Origin of the sequence: Mesobacillus jeotgali (assembly GCF_014856545.2) — a bacterium.
Taxonomy (GTDB): domain Bacteria; phylum Bacillota; class Bacilli; order Bacillales; family Cytobacillaceae; genus Mesobacillus.
In genome coordinates this window covers 4,250,401-4,274,429 of the sequence record NZ_CP109811.1, presented here as the reverse complement: position 1 = coordinate 4,274,429, position 24,029 = coordinate 4,250,401, and the positions used below count along the sequence as shown (strand labels likewise).

The window sequence follows — 24,029 nt, the reverse complement described above, 5'->3', positions numbered from 1 at the left end:
TAGAAAATATGGTGTGATTTAGATTCATTTTGCAATAAATGATGAAGGGCACTACATAAAAGCACAATGTTTTCTGCAAAATAAAAAGGACAGCTTTATACTGTCCTGGAAATGTTATTCTTCGTCATCTTTTTCGGCAAGTTTGTGCGAGTCTTCTTGCCCTGATACCATCAGGTGGGTTTTGAGGTCAAGCATCGTTTGCTGCAATGCCTCTTCGTCAAGCTGGTAGTAATATACGCCGTCAATCGTTGCATCGGCACCCTGGAGAGACATTGTTTCGACATCCAGGCTTGATCCTGCCGTAGCATAGTCGACCAATGCTTTCATCTCACTGAAAGATAGGTCCGTCTGCATGTTGTCGCCAACGGCTTCCATTACGTCTGAGTACTTTGTGATCGATTTAGCAGAGGCTGCTTTTTTCATGATTGATTTAAGAATTTCCTGCTGTCGTTTGCCGCGTTCGATATCGTTATCGAGCTTTCTTGTGCGTGCCAGTGCCAATGCTTCCTCACCATCAAGGGTTTGGAGTCCAGGTTTCAAGTAAACCGCACCATTACGGTCAGTTGAGTCTTTTTCATGTAATTCAAATGGGACTTCAACTTCAATGCCATCCAGGGCATCAACGACATCAATGAATGCTTCAAAATTCATTTGGACATAATAGTCAACCGGTACATCGAGCAGTTCTTCGACCGTTTCAATAGTAGAAGTAATGCCGCCTTTACCATACGCGTGGTTGATTTTATCCTCATAGCCCTTGCTTGGGATATAGACAAGCGAGTCACGAGGGATGCTTAACAGCTTGATGGATTTGTCTTTTTCATTAAGTGTTGCCAGCATCAATGCATCAGTACGCGATGCGGACTCGAAATTACGTGCTTCGCTGTCATCGATTCCGACAAACAGGACGGAGATGTTATCGACATCCGGATTAACTTGTTTGTCTCGTTTATCTGACTGGCGATCCAGCGGTTTATAAGAATCATCAATGACGGATTGTGCTTTATTATATAAGAATGCTCCGTATCCACCTGCAGTAAGGACAGTGAATAGCACGACAAACAATACGGTGGAAACGATTCTTCTTCGTTTCTTGCGCTTTTTCAATAGTGAACGTCTATCAACAGACATAAGATAGCTCCTTTTGTTAAAAAATAATCAACCTTTTTTTGTAAGCCACATTTTATTCTACAATTTTTATCATGTTTCGTAAATTGAATTTTTCAAAGATCCGATTAAACGGCAGCTGGCTCCTCTAAATATTGCATGTCGCCTTCACGCAATTCACACTGTCCGCTCGTCAGTTCAACCATCCATTCCTTGAACGTTTCTGTCTGTGCTTCTTCCACGAATGTTTCGATCTCCACCTTATCCAGGTAGTGGATTTCTTTTAATTGATATACGGATGATCTTAGCTCATTTTCGATTTTGCCAAGCCAGGTGTATTCAACAGTGGTGTGAACGATTCGCATCAGCTTTCGCTCTACGATTCCTGTGGCTGACAAACCTTCGGAAGTGGCCTTGCCGTATGCGCGAATCAAACCGCCGGCTCCAAGTTTGATGCCGCCGAAGTAACGTGTGATTACCACAACCGTATCCTTTAAATGCTTCTTTTTTAAAACCTCAAGGATTGGTACCCCTGCAGTACCGCTTGGTTCTCCATCATCATTAGCCTTCTGGATCTGATCATTTTCGCCAATCATGTAGGCAGAGCAATTATGATTGGCATTCCAGTGTTTTTTCTTAATGGACTGGATGAACTCCTGGGCTTCTTCCTCTGTCTCCGCTCTATCTATATATGCTATGAACCGGGATTTTTGAATCTCGATTTCATGTTCTCCATAACCTTTTACTGTATAGTAATTTGGAAGCAATTAGGTTCGTTCCTCTCTTTTAAAAAATTTCCCAATACTCTATATGGTCATTTTGACACAGTGCTTATTTTCGTTAATAGTTTTTAGTGCTACAATTCATTATAAGTTTACAGCTTATCATAGGACAATTCCTGTCTTATGATTGTAATATAACTTTAATACAGTAAATATGTATGGATGTTATAATGTTTAGTGGTCCTACCAATAGGAAAGGCTCCGATTAATATTTTTGGAAAAATGTTTTAATTTTCAAAGAAGAGTTTATTTCCTAAAATTATAGGATATAAGACTTAGAATGGTAATCTGATTCTGTGTCTTTATGACGATTTTTATTAAAATTGGCATGATTTTCTTGTTGAAATTAGTAACCATCCATGTTTCACGATAAAATATCTATGTGTGCCACCCATGGGGGAGTTTAAATGGTTATTAAAATGTTTGATTCTAAAGCTCTTGATATGATTCTTGAAAAAATGATTGAAACTGTTGGCGAAAGTAAAGACGAAATTTTTCGAATTGGCGAAGAATGCCGCTCGGATTATGAGTCGATTACAGATGAATTGCGAGAAATTAAACGAAAGGTTGCCCAAACAATCAATGAAGGTGACTTTCTTGATACCCAGGTAAGGGCAGCGAGAAAAAGGCTGTCAGAAGTAAGTAAGCATTTCAAGGATTATACCGAAGTGCAGGTCCGTGAGGCATATGAGGTTGCTCATAAGCTGCAAATGGATTTGACATTGAACAGGCAGATAGAAAAACAGCTTCGGGAGAAACGGGATGATCTTGAACGAAGGCTTCTAGGATTAAGTGAAACAATTGAAAAAGCTGAACACCTTGTTTCGCAAATAACCGTCGTCATGAATTATTTGATGAGCGATATCAGGCAAATGGGTGAGGCGCTGGAAACGGCGAAGCAGAAGCAGGATTTTGGCCTGAAAATCATTGAAGCCCAGGAAGATGAGCGAAAAAGGCTTTCCCGTGAGATCCATGACGGGCCCGCACAAATGCTGGCGAATGTGATGATGCGGTCGGACCTTATCGAGAAAATCTATAAAGAGCGCAGTGCAAGCGAAGCGATCAAAGAAATTAAAGACATGAAAAAGATGGTCCGTTCGGCACTATATGAGGTCAGGAGAATCATTTACGATTTGAGGCCAATGGCTCTTGACGATTTAGGTTTGGTTCCTACCCTCAAAAAATATTTACAGACAATCGAAGACTATCATAAGACGACAAAAATAGAATTCTCCAATATGGGTGAGGATAAAAGACTTCCTGCCAATTATGAAGTCGCTCTGTTCAGAATGATCCAGGAATCAGTGCAAAACGCGCTGAAGCACGCCAATGCTACGATTATCCAGGTTAAGCTGGAGATAAAAAGAGACCTGGTAATAGCAGTGGTAAAAGACAATGGCCGAGGCTTTGATGTCAACGATGCCAAACCAGAATCATTCGGCATCCTTGGAATCAGGGAAAGGGTGGAGCTTCTAAATGGCGAACTGAACATCCACTCGAAAATTGGTACAGGGACTTTAGTCATCATCCAGGTTCCGATGAATCTATGAAAATAGCAGCGTATCCAATGCGGCACCAGCCGCTGCCAAGATAAAAAATAGAGATAGAAGCCGTAAAGGGAGGCGAATGATATGACAACAAAGATTGTCATTATTGACGACCATCAACTTTTCAGAGAAGGGGTAAAAAGGATCCTTGATTTTGAACCATCATTTGAAGTAGTGGCAGAAGGTGACGACGGCAGCGAAGCTATCTCGCTAGTAGACCAGCATCAGCCAGACGTTGTCATTATGGATATCAACATGCCGAACACAAATGGGGTAGAGGCAACAGCTGAACTGATTGAAAAGTATCCTGAATCAAAGGTCATCATCCTCTCCATCCATGATGATGAGAATTATGTAACACATGCACTTAGGACAGGCGCGACAGGCTATCTGTTAAAGGAAATGGATGCAGATGCGCTAATCGAAGCTGTTAAAGTTGTTGCAGATGGAGGTTCATACCTTCACCCGCGTGTAACGCATAACCTTGTAAAAGAATACCGCCGTTTATCCGCTGATGAAGGCGGAACAGATAAGTACATATCCCCGGTTGAAATTCGCCGTCCTCTTCACCTGCTGACACGCCGCGAATGCGAAGTTTTGCAGCTGCTGGCAGATGGAAAAAGCAACAGAGGCATTGGCGAAGCACTGTTCATCAGTGAGAAGACAGTCAAGAACCACGTAAGCAATATTTTACAAAAAATGAACGTAAACGATCGCACCCAGGCAGTAGTCGTTGCCATCAAGAATGGCTGGGTAGAAGTGAGATAAAATGAAGAAACGAAGAAACCACATTTGTCGACAATGGCAGATGTGGTTTTTGTCGGTTTTTGGTGGAAAAATACGACAGAAAAACCGCCAGAGATTTACAAATTCTTAATAAAATCCGATATAATGAGGGAAAGTAAATCGAAGGGGTGGTCAACATTTCTACACTATGGGAACTAACAGATGAAAAGTTACTAGAAGCATACCAAAAGGCTACTCTGTTAAATTTGGATGAAACCTTTATTGAAATGCTAATGGAAGAAATAAATAACAGAGGCTTAAAAAGCTTAGAAAAACAATACGTTTCTTAATTTTGTGACACTGTGCAATCGATTGCTAGTGTCTTTTTGTTTTTTAACAAATACCTGTTTGAGAGGATTTGTCGATAGTAGGACGCATAGAAAAAATCTGTAAATCCAAAAGAGGTGTAAGTTGAACTTAACAATTATCGATTTAATGAAGCGGAAGGTGCGAAGACTCCTGCGGGATGAAAGGTCAGTGGGAGACCCCACAGGCGCTTGCGCCGAGGAGGCTCCCAGGCCGCCCGCGGAAAGCGAAGCACCTGGAGCGAAATGAAAAGGTAAACTTTCTAGTTCAACTTATATAGTATCTTTCTATTTAGCATTTCCAATCTCTTTATTAAAATAGTTTTCCTGAAAGAATGCATTTTGCAGGAAGTTCATATAAAATGGGATTGTACAAACTGTAGAGAAAAACATAAGGATGGTAATATAATAATGAAAACGGCAGTTATCACGGATAGCACTGCGTACATCCCGAAGGATTTGCGGGAGAAATGGAATATCCACATGATTCCGTTGAGCGTGATTTTCGATCATGAGACATATAGAGAAGAAATAGATATCAGCGCAGAAGAGTTTTATGAAGAAGTGAAGCAGCGCGAGCTTCCGACAACTTCGATGCCTCCGATTGGCGAGTTCGTCGAGCTTTTTGAAAAACTAGCAAAAGAATACGATTCGGTCATCACCATCCATTTGTCCAGCGGGATTAGCGGCACTTACCAGGGTGCGGTGAGCGCGGGCGAAATGGTTGATGGGATAAAAGTATATCCATTTGATTCTGAAATCAGCGCGATGGTCCAGGGTTTTTATGCTCTGGAAGCGGCAGAGCTGGCAGAGCAGGGTGTTGAACCTGAGAAAATCATCGGGCGCTTGAATGAGATGAAACACTCCATCCGCGCCTACTTCATGGTGGATGATTTAAGCCATCTTCAGCGCGGCGGCCGATTGTCGAGTGCTCAGGCATTGATTGGAAGCCTGTTGCAAGTGAAGCCTTTGCTTCATTTTGAGGACAAGAAGATTGTTCCGTTTGAAAAGGTCCGTACACGTAAAAAGGCGATGAACCGTGTCGTCGAACTGCTTGCGGAGGATGCGAACAGCGGGGATGATTACAGGGCAGTCGTCATTCATGCCAATCGTGAAGCAGAAGCACTTGAATGGAAAAGCGAGCTAGAAGCTCAGTTCCCGAATGTTGAATTCATGTTAAGCTACTTCGGTCCAGTCATTGGAACCCATCTTGGGGAAGGTTCGATGGGGATGGGCTGGTATAAGAAATAATTACGGAAGAGTTCTTACAACAATGATGAAGCGCCGGATCCGTATGGGGATGTGGCGCTTTATTTGATTATCCACATAAATATAGTAGTTATCAACAAAAAGATTCACTTACCAACAGATATTTTCAATCAACATCTGATTATCCACAGTAAAAACCGCTTTCATCACCCTAAACAGACACTTACCAACAATTTAACCCACATTATCCACATAAAAACCTTGTTATCCACATAAAAATCCACAAAAGGCTGTGATTAACTTTGTTGAAAGAAGAAAATTTAATCCCCAATGTAATTCATTCTGTTGATGAACAGGCATTCACCGACAGATTTTCCTCGTTATCCACAGATCGTTCTTTCCAATACAATCCTGAACTGCAAAAAATGCTGACTGGGAAACAGCTGCTGCATGAGGAATTGCCTTTTTCGAGAGAGGAAATTCAGAAACACCATGAAAGTGGATATATAGTATACCGCAAGGGAGTCAACCGAGATCCGCTTTCTTGCACAAGATGCGGTACAACTGATCCAACCTGGTTTGCAGAATTCCCGTGTTCCCGTTGTGGGAAAGTAGAGTTCTATTGCCGCAAATGCTTGATGATGGGACGGGTGAGTGAGTGCACGCCGCTTATTAGCTGGGCGGGGCCTGAACCAGAGTTTAATCGAATTGCCCAACCTCTTCATTGGGACGGGAAATTATCAGCAGGACAGAAGGTTGCTTCCCGTCAGGTTGCGGAAGCTGTGGAAAACTCATCTGAGCTCCTTGTATGGGCGGTTGCTGGGGCAGGTAAAACGGAAGTGTTATTTGAAGGGATTGCTCAGGCTTTCTCCACAGGCAAGCGGGTTTGTGTGGCTACGCCAAGGACGGATGTGGTTCTTGAGCTGGCACCTCGTTTTAAAAAAGTGTTCCCAGATATAAAAATCGCAGCTCTTTATGGCGGCAGTGAAGACCGCTACGAATTAGCTCAGCTTACTATCGCGACATCGCATCAATTGCTCCGCTTTTACAGGGCGTTCGACGTAATGATTGTCGATGAGGTGGATGCCTTCCCTTATTCCATTGACGAAACTCTTCAATATGCAGTCCAGCAATCAAAGAAGCTAAAATCCTCGTTGATATATTTAACTGCCACCCCTAAAAAACAATGGCAGAAAGAGTGCCGTCTTGGGAAAAGAGATTATGTCACGATTCCTGCCCGCTTCCACCGCCATCCTCTGCCGGTGCCACAGTTTGTGTGGTCGGGAAACTGGGAGAAACACCTTAGTAAGGGAAGGTTGTCTACTCCAATAAAAAAATGGGTGGAATCTAGATTAGCCAACGGAAAACAAGCATTGATTTTTGCTCCGAAAATCGCCGCCATGGACAAAATCCTCACCATCCTTCGACAATTGTATCCTCTTATTGAATCGGTCCATGCTGAAGATCCTGATAGAAAAGAAAAAGTAATAAAGTTCCGAAATAAAGAGATGCCCATATTGCTTACCACAACTATTCTTGAACGCGGTGTTACGGTAGCGAATATTGATGTTGCTGTCATTGGCACGGAGGACAGTATTTTTACAGAGAGTGCTCTTGTGCAGATTGCCGGCCGGGCAGGAAGAAGTGCAGAATATCCAACAGGCGATGTGACATTTTTTCATTATGGCAAAACAGAAGCAATGCTCAGTGCCCGCAGCCAAATTACGATGATGAACAAAGAGGGGATCAAGAAGGGATTGATTGATGTATGAAAGTGAGTTATTGTCTGATATGCCACGCTGAGATAGAACCTGTTTTGTCGTGGAGAACTCTTTTGGGGGATGATCAAACATCAAAGATTTGTGGAGGATGTTATGAGAACTTTGCGCCGATTACAGGGGAGATATGTGGAATCTGCGGCAGACCATTTGCCTTTTTGGAAGCGGAATTCAGGTTAGGTAGTGTCTGTCTGGATTGCAAACGCTGGGAGGAAGACGAGCAATGGAGCGGGAGGCTTGACCAAAACCGCTCACTGTATCGCTATACTGATTTTACGAAAGATGTGGTGGCGAAATTCAAATTCCGCGGGGATTATGTACTGGCGGAGATTTTTGCAGTAGATCTTCGCCAGGCTTTGCAAGCTTTCCAATATGATTATATTGTCCCAATCCCGCTCAGTGCAGAACGACTCTACGAAAGAGGCTTCAACCAGGCAGAAGCCCTCATCACCACTGCCGGCTTCAAACCAACCCGCCTGCTCTCCAGAGTCCATACCGAAAAACAGTCAAAAAAATCGCGCTCTGAAAGAATTCATATAGAGCAAGTATTCAAATTGGAAACAGACCTAAATCTTAACAGTAAAACAATTGTGCTGATTGACGATATATATACTACAGGCTCCACGCTGAGGCATGCAGCCAAAATACTAAAAGATAACGGAGCGGCGAAGGTGTATTCATTCACTTTGGCACGCTAGATGAGATATTATTGAAGGAGGAAGGACAGTGGACCTTCAAAATTGCCCGCAATGCGGCGAAATATATGTGGCAAGCAAATTTCGCGATGTTTGCGAAAAGTGCTGGAGAAAAGAAGAAGCGGCGTATGATACTGTCGCTAAATATATGAGAAAACGTGAGAATCGGGCTGCGACGATGCTACAGGTGGTTGAAGCGACAGGCGTACCGGAAAAACTGATCCTGAAGTTCATTAAAAATGGCAAGCTTCAGATAGCGCAATTCCCGAACCTTGGGTATCCTTGCGACAAGTGCGGTAAAGTGATTCGGACCGGAAGACTTTGTGAGGGCTGCGCTAATGAGCTCAGAACCGATTTAAAACATCTTGAGCGGGAAGAAGAGTTTAAACAAAAAATTAGCAGCCATAAGGCGACGTATTTTACAAGAAATGAATAAGACTAAAGTCGCTATTTTACATTATTACTAAAGATAACGGGGAAATATCCGATATGTACGGTAGAGAATCCTTAACTTAATGAAAGCGAGGGATATTGAATGAAGATCAGTAATTTTGGCACAAATCGAATCAACCCATATAACAGACAGATGAATAAAATTGATGAACTGAAGAAGGCTGAAAAACCAGTTGATAAGGTGGAGATTTCACCTACAGCAAAGGCTATGCAGCAGATGTCAGAAGTTGAACAGCTGCGCCAGAAAAAGGTAGAAGAGCTGAAGCTTCAAGTGGAGAATGGCACTTATAAGCCAAATCCACAGGATATCGCAAAAAGTGTTATGGATTTCTATTATAAAAAATAGGTCGGGGGAGAAACATGAGTATCCATCAACTTATTGACAGCATGGCCAAGCTTTTAAAGCTTCATAAAAGCCTGCTGGAACTGGCATTCAAAAAAACAGGCATTCTTGAAGCGGAAGATGTACCTGCTTTGACAAATCTTCTGAAAGAAGAACAGACACATATTTTTGCGATCGAAAAGCTCGAGGCTGAGAGACGCAGGGTCACTGGTGATCAGACATTAAGTGAACTGTTGGATAAATGGCCAGAACAAGAGAAAGAGACTCTTTTAGAAATTAGTCAGGAGCTCCAGGATGTAATACGCCAAATTCAACAGCTGAATGAATTGAATCAGGGATTGATTAATCAGTCCCTGAAATTCATTTCTTTTTCAATGAGCCTGATCGCCCCGTCGCAGGAAGATTTCAATTATGGGCAAGGAGAGCCAGGTTCGCCAAGCAAGAGCCTGTTTAATTCAAAAGCGTAATAATGGAGGAAGTCACTTATGCGTTCGACCTTTATGGGATTAGAAACAGCAAGGCGCGGAATGTTCACGCAGCAATCCGCTCTACATACTACGGGACATAATATTGCCAATGCCAATACACCAGGATATTCAAGGCAACGGGTTAATTTTGCCCAGACGGAGCCTTATCCGGCAGCCTCGCTCAACAGGCCCAATATCCCTGGTCAAGTTGGCACAGGAGTGAAAGCCGATGCTGTGCAGCGCATTCGCGAGGGCTTCCTTGATGTCCAATACAGAAATGAATCGAACAAGCTAGGTTATTCATCAGCGAAGGCTGAAGCCTATCAAAAGATGGAACAAATCATGAATGAACCCTCTGATTCCGGTCTGGCTAACACGATGGATCAATTCTGGCAGGCTCTCCAAGATTTAGCCGTGAATCCGAGCAACGAGGGAGCCAGGTCTGTAGTCCGCCAACGGGGAATCGCTGTAGCGGAAACATTCAATTATTTGCACAATTCTCTTGTGGCGGTACAGAAGGACATTGGTAATGAAATCAATGTTACTGTCAACAAGGTAAATTCCCTGGTGAAGCAAATTCATGAACTGAATAAGCAGATCGGTGATGTGGAGCCGCATGGCTATTTGCCGAACGACCTTTATGATGTACGTGACCGACTGATTGATGAATTATCTTCTATCGTTAACGTTAAAGTCGAGTATTCAGAAACCGGCGGCCTTTCCCATTCAGGCGCTGAAGGGAAAGCGATTATCAAGCTTGTAAGCGATACAGGCAAACAGCACGGGATCCTGGTCGGGAATGGTGGCTTTAACGAAGTTTCCATCAATAAAGATGCAGACTATGCGATTGCAAGCATGAAAGTCGGCAATACTGAAATCCCCTTCAATGAACTGCAATCAAGGGGGAAACTTCAGGGACTTGTAGAAGCTTTTGCCTTTAAAAATAATGAAGGGGAAGTCTCTGGCGTCTATGCTGAAATGCTAAAAGAGCTGGACAATCTGGCATATACTTTTGCTAATGCCTTCAATGATGTACATAAAGCTGGCTTCAGTCCAAATGAAATTAATGGAACTGACGGGAACGGCCCGAAGGCAGAGGAAATCTCGTTCTTCGCTGATGCCGAATCTGCAGCAATCGGAGACCGCGAAGGATTTGCCGGCAGGATGACGATGGATGATCAAATCCTTGCGAGTCTGGACAATATTGCATCTGCAACTGGGGATGACATCACCAAAGCCACACTTGGAGATAGCTCGAACGTCCTTAATCTGGCAAATATCATTACGCAGCAATTGAGCTATGACGGCGGATCGGAGAAAGCTGATTTCCGCAATTACTATGAAGGAATCATTGGCGGCATGGCTGTTCAGGCGCAGGAAGCGAACCGATTGACGGCGAATGGGGAAGCGCTTAAACTAGCTGTCCAGAATAAACGCGAATCGATTAGCACGGTATCTCTCGATGAAGAAATGACGAATATGATCCAATTCCAGCATGCCTATAATGCTTCTGCAAGAATGATTTCTCTCCAGGACGAACTTCTGGATAAAATCATCAATGGCATGGGAACTGGTGGAAGGTAAGTGATATAGATGCGAGTCACACAATCGATGCTGTCTTCCAACTCGCTTAGGAACCTGAGCGAGAGTTACAGAAGAATGGGAAAGTACGAAGACCAGCTTGCTACAGGCAAAAAGATCAATAAACCTTCCGATGACCCAGTTGTCGCGATGAAGGGAATGTACTATCGCTCCAATCTGACGGAGATTGAACAATATAAGCGCAATCTATCCGAGCTATACCTTTGGATGGAAAATTCCGAAGCCGGGATTGATCAGGCGAACAGCGCTCTGCAGCGTGTACGAGAGCTGACGATTCAGGGGCAGAACGACACGAACAGCCCGGACGACCGCAAAGCAATTGCTCGTGAAATCGAGCAATTGCAGCAAAGCCTAGCGGCAACAGCAAATACTAAGATTGGCGGTCGCTATATTTTCCACGGTACGGATATCATGAAACCGGTCGTCACATCGGAAAATCCGGTGGAGGTAGCAGACAACCTCACATCCGACAAAATCAATAACTATCAGATCGAGGTATCCCGCGGTGTCTTTATGAAAGCAAACGTCAATCCGGGCAATGTATTCAACCAGGAAATGTTCGATACAGTCCAAAAAATCCAGGAACAACTCGAAAGTCCGGATCCAAAGGGAATGGATCAGCTGCTTGAGGATCTCGATAAAGTGATGAACACTTTGTCGGCAGAGCGCTCCGAGTTGGGTGCGCGATACAATCGCCTAGAAATGGTCGAAACACGGCTTGGTCAACAGGAAGTGATGGCTACAAAAATTCTTTCTGATAATGAGGATGCCGATATTGAACGTGTCATTATGGACTTGAAGTCCCAAGAAAGTGTCCACCGTGCGGCGTTGAGCGTGAGTGCGAGAGTCATTCAGCCGACATTGATGGATTTCTTAAGATAAGGTTCATTTCTAGTTGAACTTTACTCCGAACTATTAGGAATAATAGATTTACGAAAAGTGCCTAACTAAAGCCTTATCATGAAAATTGATAAGGCTTTTCTTATAGGGGGAGTTACCAATGAACATACCACAAATAAGAATGCAATCGACTTTTGCACAGATTGGCATCGAAACAAGCAGGGGAGAAATGCAAATACAGCAGCGTCATGCTGATATGCAGATGGAGCAGCCTATGGCCAAATTGATGATTGATCGGAGACCGCCCAGGCTGACGATTGACCAGACAAGAGCTTTCGAGGATGCCAACTTGAAAAGCGTGTTTCGGATGACCGAAGATGCTGCCCAGGCCGGCTATCAGCAAGCGATGAATGCCATAGCGAGGATTTCCCAGGAAGGGGACGAGCTGATGATGATCGAGCATGGTTTTTCTGCCCTCCATAGCCAAGCCGAACGAAATAGCCTTCCGCCCATGGCTGATATTAACATTGGCTGGATTCCATCGCATAATAGTGTCAAAATTAATTATGATCCGGGCGAAACAAGGATTAACTGGAAAACTCGTCCTGTAAATATCGAAGTTACTCCGAACAAACCAGTGATTAACTATTATCCTGGTAAAACCAATATCTATTTAGCGCAAAAAAATACATTGAACATTGATTTTGAAATCTAAAGGAGATTTTGTGATGAAATTAACTACAAAATATCATAATGAAGTAGAAATACATGAAACAGAAGTATTGCAGTTTGAAAAAGGAATACCTGGATTTCCAGACGAAAAGAGATTCGTGATTTTGCCTCTAAATGAAGATGGATCATTCTCTGTGATGCAGTCAGTGGAAACACCAGGACTGGCATTTGTGGTCGCAAATCCTTTTGACTTTTTCAAGGAATATGACTTTAAAATTGAGGATACAGTGGTTGAAGAGATAGGGGTGGAATCTGAGAAAGATGTCTCGGTCTACGCAATCCTAACAGTCGAAGACCCATTCGAGAAAACAACCGCCAACCTTCAGGCACCCGTCATCATCAATAAAGCTAACAACAAAGCGAAACAGGTCATTCTCGTCGAAGAAGGCTACAAGACCAAACATAACCTATTCCAAAAGGTAAAGGGGTGAGATGAATGCTCGTACTGACAAGAAAAAACGGCGAAACTATCAAAATCGGTGACGATATCGAAATCACCATCGTCTCATCCAAAAACGACCAGGTCAAAATCGGCATCAAAGCACCCAAAAACATCGAAATCCTGAGAAAAGAAATCTACGAACAGATTCAGGAAGAAAATCAGAACGCATCAAAAGACATCACAGCCCTGCTGACGAACCTAAAGAAATAAAAATTATAAAAAATAATTAAAAACTATTAAACAACCCACCCAATCCGACGATAACATAAGTAGAGAAGAACAGGGCGGCCGACCTGGACGACTCGAACTAAACTAATTAAGGTTCACAAGGAAGTGAACCCTTAAATTCAAGGAGGAAATAAGTAATGAGAATCAATCATAATATCGCTGCATTGAACACGCATCGTCAGTTAAACAGCGCTTCTAATGCACAATCAAGTTCAATGGAGAAATTATCCTCTGGCCTACGTATTAACAAAGCTGGGGATGACGCAGCAGGACTCTCAATTTCTGAAAAAATGCGTGGACAAATTCGCGGATTAGATCAAGCATCTAAAAATGCTCAAGACGGTATCTCACTAATCCAAACTGCTGAAGGCGCGTTAAATGAAACACATTCCATTCTTCAACGTATGCGAGAGTTAGCTGTTCAGGGTGGTAATGATACAAACACAACTGAAGATCGAAATGCTATTAAGGCTGAAATTGATGAGTTAAATAACGAAATTACTAGAATTTCAGATACGACTCAGTTCAATAAACAGGAATTACTTGATGGATCATTAAATATAACTTTACAAATCGGTGCTAATGACGGTCAAGACTTAAATATTTCGATTAACATTGACCTAGATCCAACAGGCTTAACAATAGCTTCAATTGATGTATCTGATGCTGCTAGTGCAAGTGCAGCAATAGCATCGATTGACGCTGCAATAGAGAAAGTTTCTGAAATTCGATCCTATTTAGGAGCTAATCAAAATCGTCTGGATCATACCATCAATAATTTGAATACTTCATCTGAGAACCTTACGGCTGCTGAATCTCGTATTCGTGATGTTGATATGGCGAAAGAAATGATGAACCAAACTAAGAATTCTATTCTTTCTCAAGCTGCCCAGGCAATGCTTGCACAAGCTAATCAGCAACCTCAAGGCGTGCTACAGTTACTCCGTTAATTAAAGTTAATAGGTTTAAAGAAATATCGTGCTTAAGATATTTTCAAGCACGATATTTTTATTAAATCTATTATTCCTGGAGGGCTAAAAACTATGAAACCATTTATCTCACTCTGTATGATTGTCAAAAATGAAGAAAAAGTATTAAATCGTTGTTTGTCATCAGTGGCTAATTTAATTGATGAAATGATTATTATAGATACAGGATCTACTGATAATACTAAAAAAATTGCATTACAGTATACAAATAATGTTTATAGCTTCAAATGGAGTAATGATTTTTCAGCCGCGCGAAATTATGCTTCTGAAAAAGCTTCAGGAGAATGGATTTTAGTGTTAGATGCTGACGAATATATCGATGAAGAAAATTTTAAAGATTTTATACGAGAATTGCATAATGACAATGGTCTTTTTGATACCTATACTGCAAAGATATTAAATTTTACTGGTTTTTATGGAGAGAGTTTAGTTCAAAATTATCACAGCAGAATTTATAAAAATAATCGTGATATTGTTTATTATCGTCATATTCATGAACAATTAAAAAGTGCTAAAGACGAACAGTTGAAAACAAGGAATTCAAATTTATTAATCTTTCACTCAGGCTATCTAAAAGATACGGTTAAGAAGAAAAATAAGAACGAACGCAACCGACATCTACTAGAAAAAGAATTGAATACGGGAAGTCAACAAGCATTTGATTATTTTAACTTTGGCAATGAGTACTTTTCAATTGGAGAATATGAAAAAGCACTTAAATCATATTTACAAGCATATAAACTTAAAGGTAATTTTAGGACCCCTTGGGTTTCATATAATATTATACAAATTATAAATTGTTTAATGCGTTTACAAAGATATAATGATGCTTTAAAGGTAATTAAAGATGCTGAAGAAATATATGCGGGTTCACCCGAGTTTCCATACTTAAAAGGGGAAATCTTTTTAATTAAAGGACAATTAGACGATGCAAAACAAATGTATTTTCAAATTTTAAATAACCAAGAAAAATATATTGATATAATACTCATGCCCGATGTAAAAGAGTTGAAACCACATAATAGGTTAGGGAAAATATATCTTTATGAAGATGATTTCGATAACTCAATTTATCATTACTCTAGCGTTTTGAACATAGATAAGTATAATAAAGACGCTATTAATAAAGTAGTATACGTATTAAATAATTTTCATACTGCTGAAGAAATTACAAATTTTTTGAAATCAAATGAATTAGTAAATGGTAACAATATTATAGATTACGTAAGAGCAAGTTTTGAAGTAGGTAATCCTTCCTTAGCAGTAAACTTGCTAAATGACTACAATGATGAATTTGTATTGTTAACTAAGGTCGCTCACTTGAAGGAACTTTGTATTAATAATCACGGTGATATTGAACAATTTGAAGAGTTATTTACACCGGATATAATGAAAACGATGATTGAATCCAATTGGATTAATATAGTAGATTTAATATTACTAAATGATTATAAAGTGGTAGGTGATTATTTACTAGTATTTAATTCTTTAAATCATAATGGGCAAGTGAGCAAACTATTAAATTTATTAAATGGTGAGGAGTCAGTTACTAATATTGATAATAATTTAATTACCCATGTGCTCCAACTACTTTTTGTATATAAGAAATATGATTTATGTAATGTTATTTTAGAGGAAATAGAGAATAGTGATGAATATACAATTCATAAAGTTGCTAAAATATTATTTTCAAACGGTTTTAAAGGTGAATCTTTGCAGTTATATAGTTTATGTGATTGGAATCTATTCAATGAGCAAGACTTTATAAATATTATTACTGGGTTAATTGAGTCAGGTAATCTAAAAGATGCTTTAGACGTTTCTAAGTACGCTATTGTAAATAAAGATGATTTTAGATTTTATAAATTTGCTATAGAAATACTCAATACATTAGGTGATGATGAGAAGAAAGAGAATTTGATAACTAATGCATTAATGGAATATACAGATAGTCAGTGGTTGAAAAATCAATATCTACAGTCATGAAAAAGGAAGGAATAAGCCATCATGGATAAGAATATCGAAACAAAATGTTATGAGTCTCTAGAATATTTTATAGATCGGAATTACATTAAAGCTTATTCCATATTGTTCGATGAATTAGGAAAGACTCCCAATAATGAGATAATAAAAATATATTTAGCAGTTTTTTCCTCTTCAACAGGTAATCAAGAAGTTTCAGATTTTTATATTAGTGAGGTTGGGTTTGATAAATATCACAATTATATAACTTTACCTAGAAATAAAAAGCTATTATCTATCCTATTATCAAATAAAATTGAAGACAGGGAATGGAGAAACTATAGGAGACCAAGAAACAAAAGTGAATTGAATAGAATTGGAATCACTGCTCCCTTATGTAGGGGAGATGTTCTTGAGGTAGGATGCGCAAGCGGAGATTTATCTACGTTTATTGCCATGCATGCAACTAACGTATTCGGTATAGATATTGACCCGGTAGCAATTGAACTAGCTAGATACAAAGTCAAAACACTCGGTCTAGATAATTGTTATTTTAATCTTGGTGACGGTGCAGCTCTTGCATTTCAGGAAAATACATTTGATACAGTTATACTGGCTGAAGTATTGGAACATGTACCGGATCCTGCGCCTTTTATTGAAGAAGCGTTAAGGATATGCAAACATGGAGGGAGAATAGTCATCAGTGTTCCTAAAGGGTATGCAATCCCAGATCCTGATCATGTGAGAATATTTACTAAACAAAATATAGCTTCCTTAATAAATTCTTTTACAAGTAGCAAAATAAACTGGATAAATGAAGTGCCTGGTCAGTGGATATTATGTTATATAGATGTAGAAAAAGAAACTGATAGAGAAAGTAATATTACTATGGTTTCTAATTTCCTGCCACCTCATAAATTGAAAGATATAGATTATAATGAGAAAGTATCGATTATACTACCAACTTATAATAGAGCTAGTCACTTAAAAGAGGCATTGGAAAGTTTGATTTCTCAGACTTATAAAAATAAGGAAATAATAGTGGTGAATGATGGTTCAACTGATGACACGGAATTAATTCTTAGTGAATATCAACATTTGATAACTTATATTTCAAAGAAAAATGGAGGGAAATCTTCAGCTATAAATCTTGGAATGGAAAGCGCGACAGGAAAATATATTTGGATATTTGATGACGACGACATTGCTTTACCCAAAAAATTGGAGGTGCAAATAAGAAAATTTCAAGAAAATAAAAGTGTTGGACTTATTCATACATCAACTATATACTTCCAAAAGGAAAATGATTCTTTGGCCTACTCTGGTGTATGGAGTGCAAGAAATATAGAACCTCAGTATGCTCTGAAGGAACAGATTAAGGGAAATCGTTTTTTTACTCCTAGTGTTATTGTTCGAAGAGAATGTTATGAAACGGTAGGTAAATGGGATGAGAATTTAATTAGGGCTCAAGATTATGATATGTGGATGCGTATCTGTAGGCATTTCAATACAATGGCATTGCCTTTACCAACTTTACATTATCGAGTTCATTCAGGAACTCGCGGAACAGCAATAGAAAGCATCCAAATAAACAATCTGCAGGAAGCTACTATGAAGTATCATCGATTAGCAGTGAAAAAAACACACGATATTCCTATCGAGGAGATTTATACAAAAGACATACGAATTTCGGACAACACAGTTTATTTGGTGGAATCATTCCTTGAAAGAGCTCTATATATGGCAAAAAATAATTTACTTGAAGAATGTAGTGAGGATATTGAAAGGGCAAAAGATATTTCAATGAACAGTAAAATCCAGTATTTGAACTTTTCAATAAACGGTCTCCAAATAATAAAAGAACTTGTAGAGATTGTTAGCCATTTAAGTGAATCTAGATCAGTAGTGAATATTTTGTATTTTGCTAGAATGATACAGAGAGCCAATTCTCGATAAGTTTCTCGCCGCTTCTAGTTTATTTAATCTATAAAAAGAGTTGAGTGGGGAAGATTTTTAATAATATGACCAAGACCATAAAAAACCAATCCAATTCTTCATATGTCACAAAAACAACAGCCACAGGCTAAGCAGAACCAAGGGGAAACTCGGCTCCTGTGTCAAAGGAAGCGACACAGGAGCCGAGTTAAACTTGCTTGAAAGCAGCAATTAAACATGATGGCTCTGATATAAACTAAATGAAGATGCTGGGATATATTTTGTTCGATTTTGGGTGCAAGAACAAATAAAATCAGTAAGGACCAGACTTCAAAAGTGAAAGAGAAGCAGAAGCGAGTGGTATTGAATTGATATTTTGATATAGGGGGGGCTATAGCATTGCTAGAGCCCCTTTTGAGCATTTCCTATTTCAAGTGAAAGAAGAATTGAAGGTGAGATAGTGAAAAGGTGATTTAACAATTAATATTGTACTAAATGGAATAAGAGTTTATGTTTGATGATACAATCTACTAAGTGTCAATTACTCATCTTGAAATTCGATGAACTTATGCTTCTTTTCCATTTTATTTTCAATAATTTCTCCAAAGGTTTTCTACCCCAGTTCTCTCAAAGAATCTTTCATCCAACATTTTAAAACCTTTATCTACCTTTCCCACCAAATTGGTATAAATTCCACATTAAGATAATCCTTTTCCTGCCGATAAAATTGTTAGATTGATAATGTTCGGAGTGTGTTTATATGCAGGTAACAAATCAAATGGTTTCAAGACAGTTGAATGATCACAAGGCTTCCATCTCTTCGGGGGAAATTGGGTCTGTTTTGATCAAGGATCGTTTGGGTGGCAATGAGGCTACGGTTCTTTTTAAGGGACAGGAGTTTAGTGCCCGATTTGATGGGCAGGTTCCGTCTTCTGACAGGTTGCTTGCTGAGGTGGTGGATAGGCCTGAATCTGGGAGGCTTGTTTTAAGGGAGGCGTCTGCTTCTTTAGCTATGAAAGCTGCCAATGCTGAATCATTAAATGGACGTCTATTGAAGGCTGGGTTTGACCCTGGGGCCTTCCCGGAATTAAAGGATGCAGTGAGGGTTTTCGATGCGAAGGGTATTCAGTTGACCAAAGACGAGATGGTGACTTTGCAGAAGTTCTTGACCGAAGCTCAAGGCAAGCCGATGGAAAAAATGGAAACGGTGAATGCGTTGGCTCAGAAGAATCTTCCGATGGCAGCGAATCATTTGAATGCCATACATACGGCCCTGCATGGCATGGGTATGAAGGACGCTCTGAGGGAACTGGCTGGAGAGATCAAGGTCGAGATGCCTAAAGGTCATGCAAATTCAACGGATAGCGGAGTTAATCCAAAGCCGGAGTTAAAAAATATTGAACAGATCATCCGTGACCTAAAGAATGGAAATGTCTCTCTTAAGGACATAGAAGCTTTGGTCCGCCGCCTTGATGCCAACGGACGCCCGGAAATGGAACAATTGAAGCAGGAAATCACAAAAGCGCTGCAGATTCATGCTGCGGGGACGGACAGAGTCAGACAGGGAGCAATTGCTGATGGGGAAAAATTGCAGAGGATTGCGGCTGCCAGATTGCGTGAAGCACTCGAATTTTTGACTGCCCAAAACATGAAGCAGGCTATAATCGAGACTCCTGATCAGGACATGCTCCTTCTAAAATCCCTTTTAAAGGATGTTCAGAAAGAAGCGTCATTAACTAAGATACTGGACATAATCGAAAAGGTTCTTGACGAATTAAAAGGCAATAAAACCATTGATATAACTCAATTGAAAGCTTCGTTTGAAAAGGCCACTCAGATGGCTGAACAGGGCAGGGAGCTATCTGCTCGCAAGGTAGTGGCGGAAGCGATGAACCAGCTGGAAAAAGATCATCCTTCAATTCAAAAAGGCGGAGAACAGTTGACTTTGACGGAAGCTGAGCAATATGCGATCAATGAGTCGCTCCAATCTCTTGCCTTGCAATCGAAGTCTGTATTGGTGATGGAAATTACACAAAAGTTGTCGCAACTGGCGATTGATTTTAAAAAAATCAAGCAGGAAATCACCAAGAGTCTCGATCACGTAGCTCTGATGCTAGACAAAGGTGGAAGCAAGGTCAATGCGAGGCAGACACTGGATGCGGCAATCAATAAATTGGACAATGCCATCCTTAAAAGCAATTTCATGCTTTATACCGATATGCTGACAGAGAAGAAGATGCTGACTGCTAGTTCACGTCTCTCTGAAGCGCGCAACCTGCTTGCGAAAGGAGAGTATACGGCAGCCATCACGATTGTGAAAGATGTGAAAGCTACCCTTGACCAGATTATCTTTAAGCCATCCAATACCAGGGTACAGCACTTCGTGAATGAGCAAAGTCTGCTGAGAACAACCGTGACATCGGATGAGCAGCTGGCTCAAGCTGTCAGACAGGCAGTCAGGCCGATGCCTGACCAGGATTATTCTGCCCGTCAGGTGTTTGAATCTGTAAGGCGTCTCGGTCTGACGCATGAGAATGATGCGGCGAACAGCTTGGTTTTCGGCTCTAAAGGTGATCAGGGAGATTTAAATCAAAACCTGAAAGCAAGGCTGATCCAGATGGCTCAGGACGCAGATGGATATCCAAAAGCAGAGCAGACACTTGCCAATCTCACCGGACAGCAGCTTTTAAATAAGCAGGACTCTTCCGGTATGCAAAATCTTTTCCTGCAAATGCCTTTCCTGCTGAATCAGGAAATGGAAAACATCAAGGTTTTCATCAATTCTCAAAAATCCGGTGAAAAAATCGATTGGGAAAATTGCAGTCTTTATTTCGTGCTCGAAACGAAGAAGCTTGGCGAGGTCGGCATCCAGGTGACGGCCCAGAACAGAAATATCTCGATCACTTTTAACAGCAAAAAGGACGGGTTGGACAAGCTGCTTGATCCAATGACTGAGATTTCCAAAGAACGCCTGCAGGAAATCGGCTACAAACTTGAGGCACTGAAAACGAAGAAGCCAGCTGTCGAAGCAGAAACGGAATCCACTGACCAGCAAACTGTAAAATTAACGCCTGCTTTTACAGAGAAGGGGTATAATTTCACGATATGAACAATCTTTATTTTAACCAGAAAAACAGAAGGCAGCTGAACGGCCCTTCGGCGGCTGTCATTAAATATGATGATAATACCGGTAAGTCTCCGACCGTGGTGGCACAGGGAAATGGGGCAGTCGCGCAGCAAATCATTGAGCTTGCGAAGAAAAATAACGTCCATCTCCAAGCGGACTCCTCACTGCTTCAGAATTTGCTCGACATTGACCTTGGAGATTCTGTCCCGCCACAGCTATACGGAGTCATTGCGGAGATCTTCATCCTGCTTGAGGAATTGGAGAAAAACTATTAAATAAATGAGAGGTTTTACCGATAGAATCAATAGTTACCATAATGGAGGTATATGATGGAGGCACTGACAAAGGACGTCATATTCAAGAAAAGTCCCCAGGAACTGACGGCTCTCCTGTATGAAGGAATCATCGATAATCTGGAGCAGGCGATCGAATTGATCAATGAAAAGTCCTATGTGCAGGCAAATGCCAAATTGCAGAGGACAAATGATATTTTACATAGACTTGGAGTTGGACTGAAGTATGAGGCAGGTCCTATTGGACAGCAGCTGGACATGCTATATAACTATATGGCAGATCAAATCATCATTGCGAATGTTAAGAAAGATGTTTCAATCCTGAGGGATATGATTACATTGATTGAGCCGATTATCCATGCCTGGAATGAAATTTTAAAGAAAAAAGTGAATGTCTCTCAATCCAGCACCGTACGTAAGGTGTCAGCTTATGAAAATAGCATAATGAGAGTTCAAAACTAAAAGAAACAGAGGGGTCATACAGAATGAGAATCAACCATAATATTTCTGCTTTGAATGCTTATCGCAATCTGGCGATTAATAATACCAACACAGCGAAAAGTCTGGAAAAATTGTCTTCAGGTCTAAGGATTAATAAGGCTTCCGATGATGCGGCTGGTCTTGCCATCTCCGAAAAGATGCGCTCGCAAATTCGCGGTCTGGAAATGGCAGAAAGAAATGCGCTCGACGGCATCTCTCTGATCCAGACAGCTGAAGGAGCTCTCTCCTCTTCCCATGAAATTCTTCAACGGATGCGTGAGCTGGCAGTGCAGGCGGCTAATGATTCCTACACGGATACAGATCGAGCAGAAATCCAGAAGGAAATCAATCAATTGACATCTGAACTTAATCGAATTGGCAATGCCACTGAGTTTAATAATGCTTCTCTTTTGGATGGCAGCAGGATGAATACGCTGGCTCCTGCAGGGAAGGCTTTTGCAGATGGAAAAGCAAGCCAGTTTGATGCTGTAACCGGAATGGATTTGACGGTTGGGGATGCATTTGAACCTGGAAGCTACACGGTGAATGTATCCAAATCATCTGCAGGAGCTTTCTTTGCAAATGGAAAAGAGACTCAGGAGATCCCCCTTTCCATAAACGAGCTTACTCTTACTGGAACAGGAACACTTATTTTTGCCGGAAATAGCATTTCCTATGACCGCAGCAAAGGCAACCCGGCACCGGCATTAAATGATACGATTACCCTTGAAATGATTGATGCTGCTACTTTTAGCGTAAAAGACAGCTCAGGTAATATCAATGATACCTACACGATTGGTGAACAATATAATAATCACGGCATTAAGTTCCAAATCGAAGACGCTGCTGGCTTTGTCGCAGGCGATAAGGCAGAATTTATCATTAATGCTCAGTCCAGCACTTTGGGAACCATGCAGCAGGGATTTGCACCAGGTAATACTGGGAAAAATAATGTTGGTTTCACACAGCCAATCACTGTTTCAACTGAGGCAGCGGCCGGTGAATGGACGCTGACGAAGAACAGTACGGACTGGTTGGTGGAGTTTACGCCAGACGGAGCAAGTACGCCGACTGTATCAGACACAGTAGCTGCTACGGACCTTTACGACAATCACGGCATATCTTTCAAGTTTTCCACTATTGATATGGCTGATGGAGACAAAATTACCTTCAATACGCCGACAACTGTGCCTTTTTACACATATTCCATAGAAATGGGTGGTGTTGAGCAGGAAGTAGCGGCAAAGGTTGCTGATGGTGTGGACCCGGCTGTATTGGCATTCGATGTAACCGAGGGCTTGGTAATGAACAGTTTTGCCTTGAAGGAAGGCTCCTTCAGCTTCGAGGTCCAAGAAGTCACTACTGGCAATGACGGATCAATGAACTTCCAGATTGGGGCGAACTCAGGCCAATCCGTTACATTGGAAGTAAATGATATGCGCGGGATTTCATTGGGAGTGACTGCCAATATTGCGGGTGAAAGCTCAATTACGTTGGAGAACGGTAAACAACAAAAGGTCTGGTATGCCGATGAGTCAGTTGTTGTAAACGGGACGAACGTGGAATATGCGGTAGATGTTTCTACCCATGAAAAAGCACAGGCAGCCATTACGATATTTTCTGATGCCGTCCAAAAGGTTTCTTCAGAACGAGCACGCCTTGGCGCAATTCAGAACCGTCTGGAGCATACGGTGAACAACTTGAAAATCATGACTGAAAACGTGACGTCCTCTGAATCCCGTATCCGCGATCTTGATATGGCAAAGGAAATGTCCAATTTTACAAAGAATAATATTCTGAACCAGGCTGCACAGGCAATGCTTTCACAGGCTAACCAGATGCCACAGGGAGTTCTGCAATTATTGAAATAATTGGATTTGACCAGGGAGGGGCAGCAAACGTCTCTCCCTTTGGTATGATATAATTA

General features: G+C 41.0%; 23 protein-coding genes. 21 read left to right on the top strand and 2 right to left on the bottom strand.

The window, feature by feature from the left end:
* Positions 1-114: 114 nt before the first annotated feature.
* Entirely contained in the window at positions 115-1,131 is a 1,017-nt protein-coding gene (locus tag FOF60_RS21905) for an LCP family protein (protein ID WP_192469940.1), read from the bottom strand.
* Positions 1,132-1,235: 104 nt separating this feature from the next.
* Positions 1,236-1,874, bottom strand: a complete 639-nt coding sequence (locus tag FOF60_RS21900; protein WP_192469941.1) for a YigZ family protein — start codon at positions 1,872-1,874, stop codon at positions 1,236-1,238.
* Between the two features lie 422 nt (positions 1,875-2,296).
* On the opposite strand from FOF60_RS21900, the gene FOF60_RS21895 reads away from it, so the two are divergent.
* From FOF60_RS21895 to FOF60_RS24470, 21 genes are all read left to right on the top strand, one after another.
* Positions 2,297-3,439 carry a sensor histidine kinase gene (locus tag FOF60_RS21895; protein WP_192469942.1) on the top strand — a complete coding sequence of 381 codons (1,143 nt, stop codon included), beginning with the start codon at positions 2,297-2,299 and terminating at the stop codon, positions 3,437-3,439.
* Between the two features lie 81 nt (positions 3,440-3,520).
* On the top strand, positions 3,521-4,204 hold the full coding sequence (locus tag FOF60_RS21890; RefSeq protein WP_192469943.1) for a response regulator: 684 nt from the start codon (positions 3,521-3,523) through the stop codon (positions 4,202-4,204).
* A gap of 146 nt (positions 4,205-4,350) precedes the next feature.
* Complete coding sequence (gene sda / locus FOF60_RS21885) at positions 4,351-4,512, top strand: sporulation histidine kinase inhibitor Sda (RefSeq protein WP_264647609.1); 162 nt, start codon at positions 4,351-4,353, stop codon at positions 4,510-4,512.
* Positions 4,513-4,938: 426 nt separating this feature from the next.
* On the top strand, positions 4,939-5,778 hold the full coding sequence (locus tag FOF60_RS21880) for a DegV family protein (RefSeq protein WP_192469944.1): 840 nt from the start codon (positions 4,939-4,941) through the stop codon (positions 5,776-5,778).
* A 383-nt stretch (positions 5,779-6,161) separates the two neighbouring features.
* Positions 6,162-7,508 (top strand): ATP-dependent helicase ComFA, encoded by a 1,347-nt coding sequence (locus FOF60_RS21875; RefSeq protein WP_192470173.1) that lies wholly within the window; start codon positions 6,162-6,164, stop codon positions 7,506-7,508.
* 62 nt (positions 7,509-7,570) lie between these two features.
* The gene (locus FOF60_RS21870) at positions 7,571-8,212 is read left to right on the top strand and encodes a ComF family protein (protein ID WP_413632781.1); all 642 of its coding nucleotides are present in this window, start codon (positions 7,571-7,573) and stop codon (positions 8,210-8,212) included.
* 28 nt (positions 8,213-8,240) lie between these two features.
* Complete coding sequence (locus FOF60_RS21865) at positions 8,241-8,645, top strand: TIGR03826 family flagellar region protein (RefSeq protein WP_192469946.1); 405 nt, start codon at positions 8,241-8,243, stop codon at positions 8,643-8,645.
* Positions 8,646-8,744: 99 nt separating this feature from the next.
* Positions 8,745-9,008 (top strand): flagellar biosynthesis anti-sigma factor FlgM, encoded by a 264-nt coding sequence (gene flgM / locus FOF60_RS21860; RefSeq protein WP_192469947.1) that lies wholly within the window; start codon positions 8,745-8,747, stop codon positions 9,006-9,008.
* A 14-nt stretch (positions 9,009-9,022) separates the two neighbouring features.
* Positions 9,023-9,472 (top strand): flagellar protein FlgN, encoded by a 450-nt coding sequence (locus tag FOF60_RS21855; RefSeq protein ID WP_192469948.1) that lies wholly within the window; start codon positions 9,023-9,025, stop codon positions 9,470-9,472.
* An 18-nt stretch (positions 9,473-9,490) separates the two neighbouring features.
* Positions 9,491-11,056, top strand: coding sequence for a flagellar hook-associated protein FlgK (gene flgK, locus FOF60_RS21850; protein WP_192469949.1), 1,566 nt, complete (start codon positions 9,491-9,493; stop codon positions 11,054-11,056).
* Between the two features lie 9 nt (positions 11,057-11,065).
* Positions 11,066-11,956, top strand: a complete 891-nt coding sequence (flgL, locus tag FOF60_RS21845; protein ID WP_192469950.1) for a flagellar hook-associated protein FlgL — start codon at positions 11,066-11,068, stop codon at positions 11,954-11,956.
* 118 nt (positions 11,957-12,074) lie between these two features.
* Positions 12,075-12,629, top strand: coding sequence for a DUF6470 family protein (locus FOF60_RS21840; protein WP_192469951.1), 555 nt, complete (start codon positions 12,075-12,077; stop codon positions 12,627-12,629).
* Positions 12,630-12,642: 13 nt separating this feature from the next.
* Entirely contained in the window at positions 12,643-13,077 is a 435-nt protein-coding gene (gene fliW / locus FOF60_RS21835; protein WP_192469952.1) for a flagellar assembly protein FliW, read from the top strand.
* A 5-nt stretch (positions 13,078-13,082) separates the two neighbouring features.
* Positions 13,083-13,298, top strand: a complete 216-nt coding sequence (gene csrA, locus FOF60_RS21830; protein WP_192469953.1) for a carbon storage regulator CsrA — start codon at positions 13,083-13,085, stop codon at positions 13,296-13,298.
* Between the two features lie 155 nt (positions 13,299-13,453).
* The gene (locus FOF60_RS21825) at positions 13,454-14,266 is read left to right on the top strand and encodes a flagellin N-terminal helical domain-containing protein (protein WP_192469954.1); all 813 of its coding nucleotides are present in this window, start codon (positions 13,454-13,456) and stop codon (positions 14,264-14,266) included.
* A 93-nt stretch (positions 14,267-14,359) separates the two neighbouring features.
* A complete protein-coding gene (locus FOF60_RS21820) occupies positions 14,360-16,291 on the top strand; it encodes a tetratricopeptide repeat-containing glycosyltransferase family 2 protein (RefSeq protein ID WP_192469955.1) in 1,932 nt (643 codons plus the stop codon).
* A gap of 21 nt (positions 16,292-16,312) precedes the next feature.
* On the top strand, positions 16,313-18,223 hold the full coding sequence (locus tag FOF60_RS21815; RefSeq protein ID WP_192469956.1) for a glycosyltransferase: 1,911 nt from the start codon (positions 16,313-16,315) through the stop codon (positions 18,221-18,223).
* Positions 18,224-18,962: 739 nt separating this feature from the next.
* Positions 18,963-21,311, top strand: a complete 2,349-nt coding sequence (locus tag FOF60_RS21810; protein WP_192469957.1) for a coiled-coil domain-containing protein — start codon at positions 18,963-18,965, stop codon at positions 21,309-21,311.
* On the top strand, positions 21,308-21,604 hold the full coding sequence (locus FOF60_RS21805; RefSeq protein WP_192469958.1) for an EscU/YscU/HrcU family type III secretion system export apparatus switch protein: 297 nt from the start codon (positions 21,308-21,310) through the stop codon (positions 21,602-21,604). The genes FOF60_RS21810 and FOF60_RS21805 overlap by 4 nt, the downstream gene beginning before the upstream one ends.
* Before the next feature lie 51 nt (positions 21,605-21,655).
* Positions 21,656-22,084, top strand: a complete 429-nt coding sequence (fliS, locus tag FOF60_RS21800) for a flagellar export chaperone FliS (protein WP_319801549.1) — start codon at positions 21,656-21,658, stop codon at positions 22,082-22,084.
* Positions 22,085-22,107: 23 nt separating this feature from the next.
* Positions 22,108-23,973 (top strand): flagellin N-terminal helical domain-containing protein, encoded by a 1,866-nt coding sequence (locus tag FOF60_RS24470; RefSeq protein WP_319801548.1) that lies wholly within the window; start codon positions 22,108-22,110, stop codon positions 23,971-23,973.
* Positions 23,974-24,029: the final 56 nt, after the last annotated feature.

Bases quoted from the DNA above. Each gene is read 5' to 3' on its own strand.
- FOF60_RS21855 (WP_192469948.1), top strand. From the start codon at position 9,023: ATGAGTATCCATCAACTTATTGACAGCATGGCCAAGCTTTTAAAGCTT.
- csrA (WP_192469953.1), top strand. From the start codon at position 13,083: ATGCTCGTACTGACAAGAAAAAACGGCGAAACTATCAAAATCGGTGAC.
- flgL (WP_192469950.1), top strand. From the start codon at position 11,066: ATGCGAGTCACACAATCGATGCTGTCTTCCAACTCGCTTAGGAACCTG.
- FOF60_RS21820 (WP_192469955.1), top strand. From the start codon at position 14,360: ATGAAACCATTTATCTCACTCTGTATGATTGTCAAAAATGAAGAAAAA.
- FOF60_RS21810 (WP_192469957.1), top strand. From the start codon at position 18,963: ATGCAGGTAACAAATCAAATGGTTTCAAGACAGTTGAATGATCACAAG.
- FOF60_RS21825 (WP_192469954.1), top strand. From the start codon at position 13,454: ATGAGAATCAATCATAATATCGCTGCATTGAACACGCATCGTCAGTTA.
- FOF60_RS24470 (WP_319801548.1), top strand. From the start codon at position 22,108: ATGAGAATCAACCATAATATTTCTGCTTTGAATGCTTATCGCAATCTG.
- FOF60_RS21815 (WP_192469956.1), top strand. From the start codon at position 16,313: ATGGATAAGAATATCGAAACAAAATGTTATGAGTCTCTAGAATATTTT.
- FOF60_RS21880 (WP_192469944.1), top strand. From the start codon at position 4,939: ATGAAAACGGCAGTTATCACGGATAGCACTGCGTACATCCCGAAGGAT.
- FOF60_RS21890 (WP_192469943.1), top strand. From the start codon at position 3,521: ATGACAACAAAGATTGTCATTATTGACGACCATCAACTTTTCAGAGAA.
- FOF60_RS21840 (WP_192469951.1), top strand. From the start codon at position 12,075: ATGAACATACCACAAATAAGAATGCAATCGACTTTTGCACAGATTGGC.
- FOF60_RS21805 (WP_192469958.1), top strand. From the start codon at position 21,308: ATGAACAATCTTTATTTTAACCAGAAAAACAGAAGGCAGCTGAACGGC.
- flgM (WP_192469947.1), top strand. From the start codon at position 8,745: ATGAAGATCAGTAATTTTGGCACAAATCGAATCAACCCATATAACAGA.
- fliW (WP_192469952.1), top strand. From the start codon at position 12,643: ATGAAATTAACTACAAAATATCATAATGAAGTAGAAATACATGAAACA.
- FOF60_RS21905 (WP_192469940.1), bottom strand. From the start codon at position 1,131: ATGTCTGTTGATAGACGTTCACTATTGAAAAAGCGCAAGAAACGAAGA.
- FOF60_RS21875 (WP_192470173.1), top strand. From the start codon at position 6,162: ATGCTGACTGGGAAACAGCTGCTGCATGAGGAATTGCCTTTTTCGAGA.
- fliS (WP_319801549.1), top strand. From the start codon at position 21,656: ATGATGGAGGCACTGACAAAGGACGTCATATTCAAGAAAAGTCCCCAG.
- flgK (WP_192469949.1), top strand. From the start codon at position 9,491: ATGCGTTCGACCTTTATGGGATTAGAAACAGCAAGGCGCGGAATGTTC.
- FOF60_RS21895 (WP_192469942.1), top strand. From the start codon at position 2,297: ATGGTTATTAAAATGTTTGATTCTAAAGCTCTTGATATGATTCTTGAA.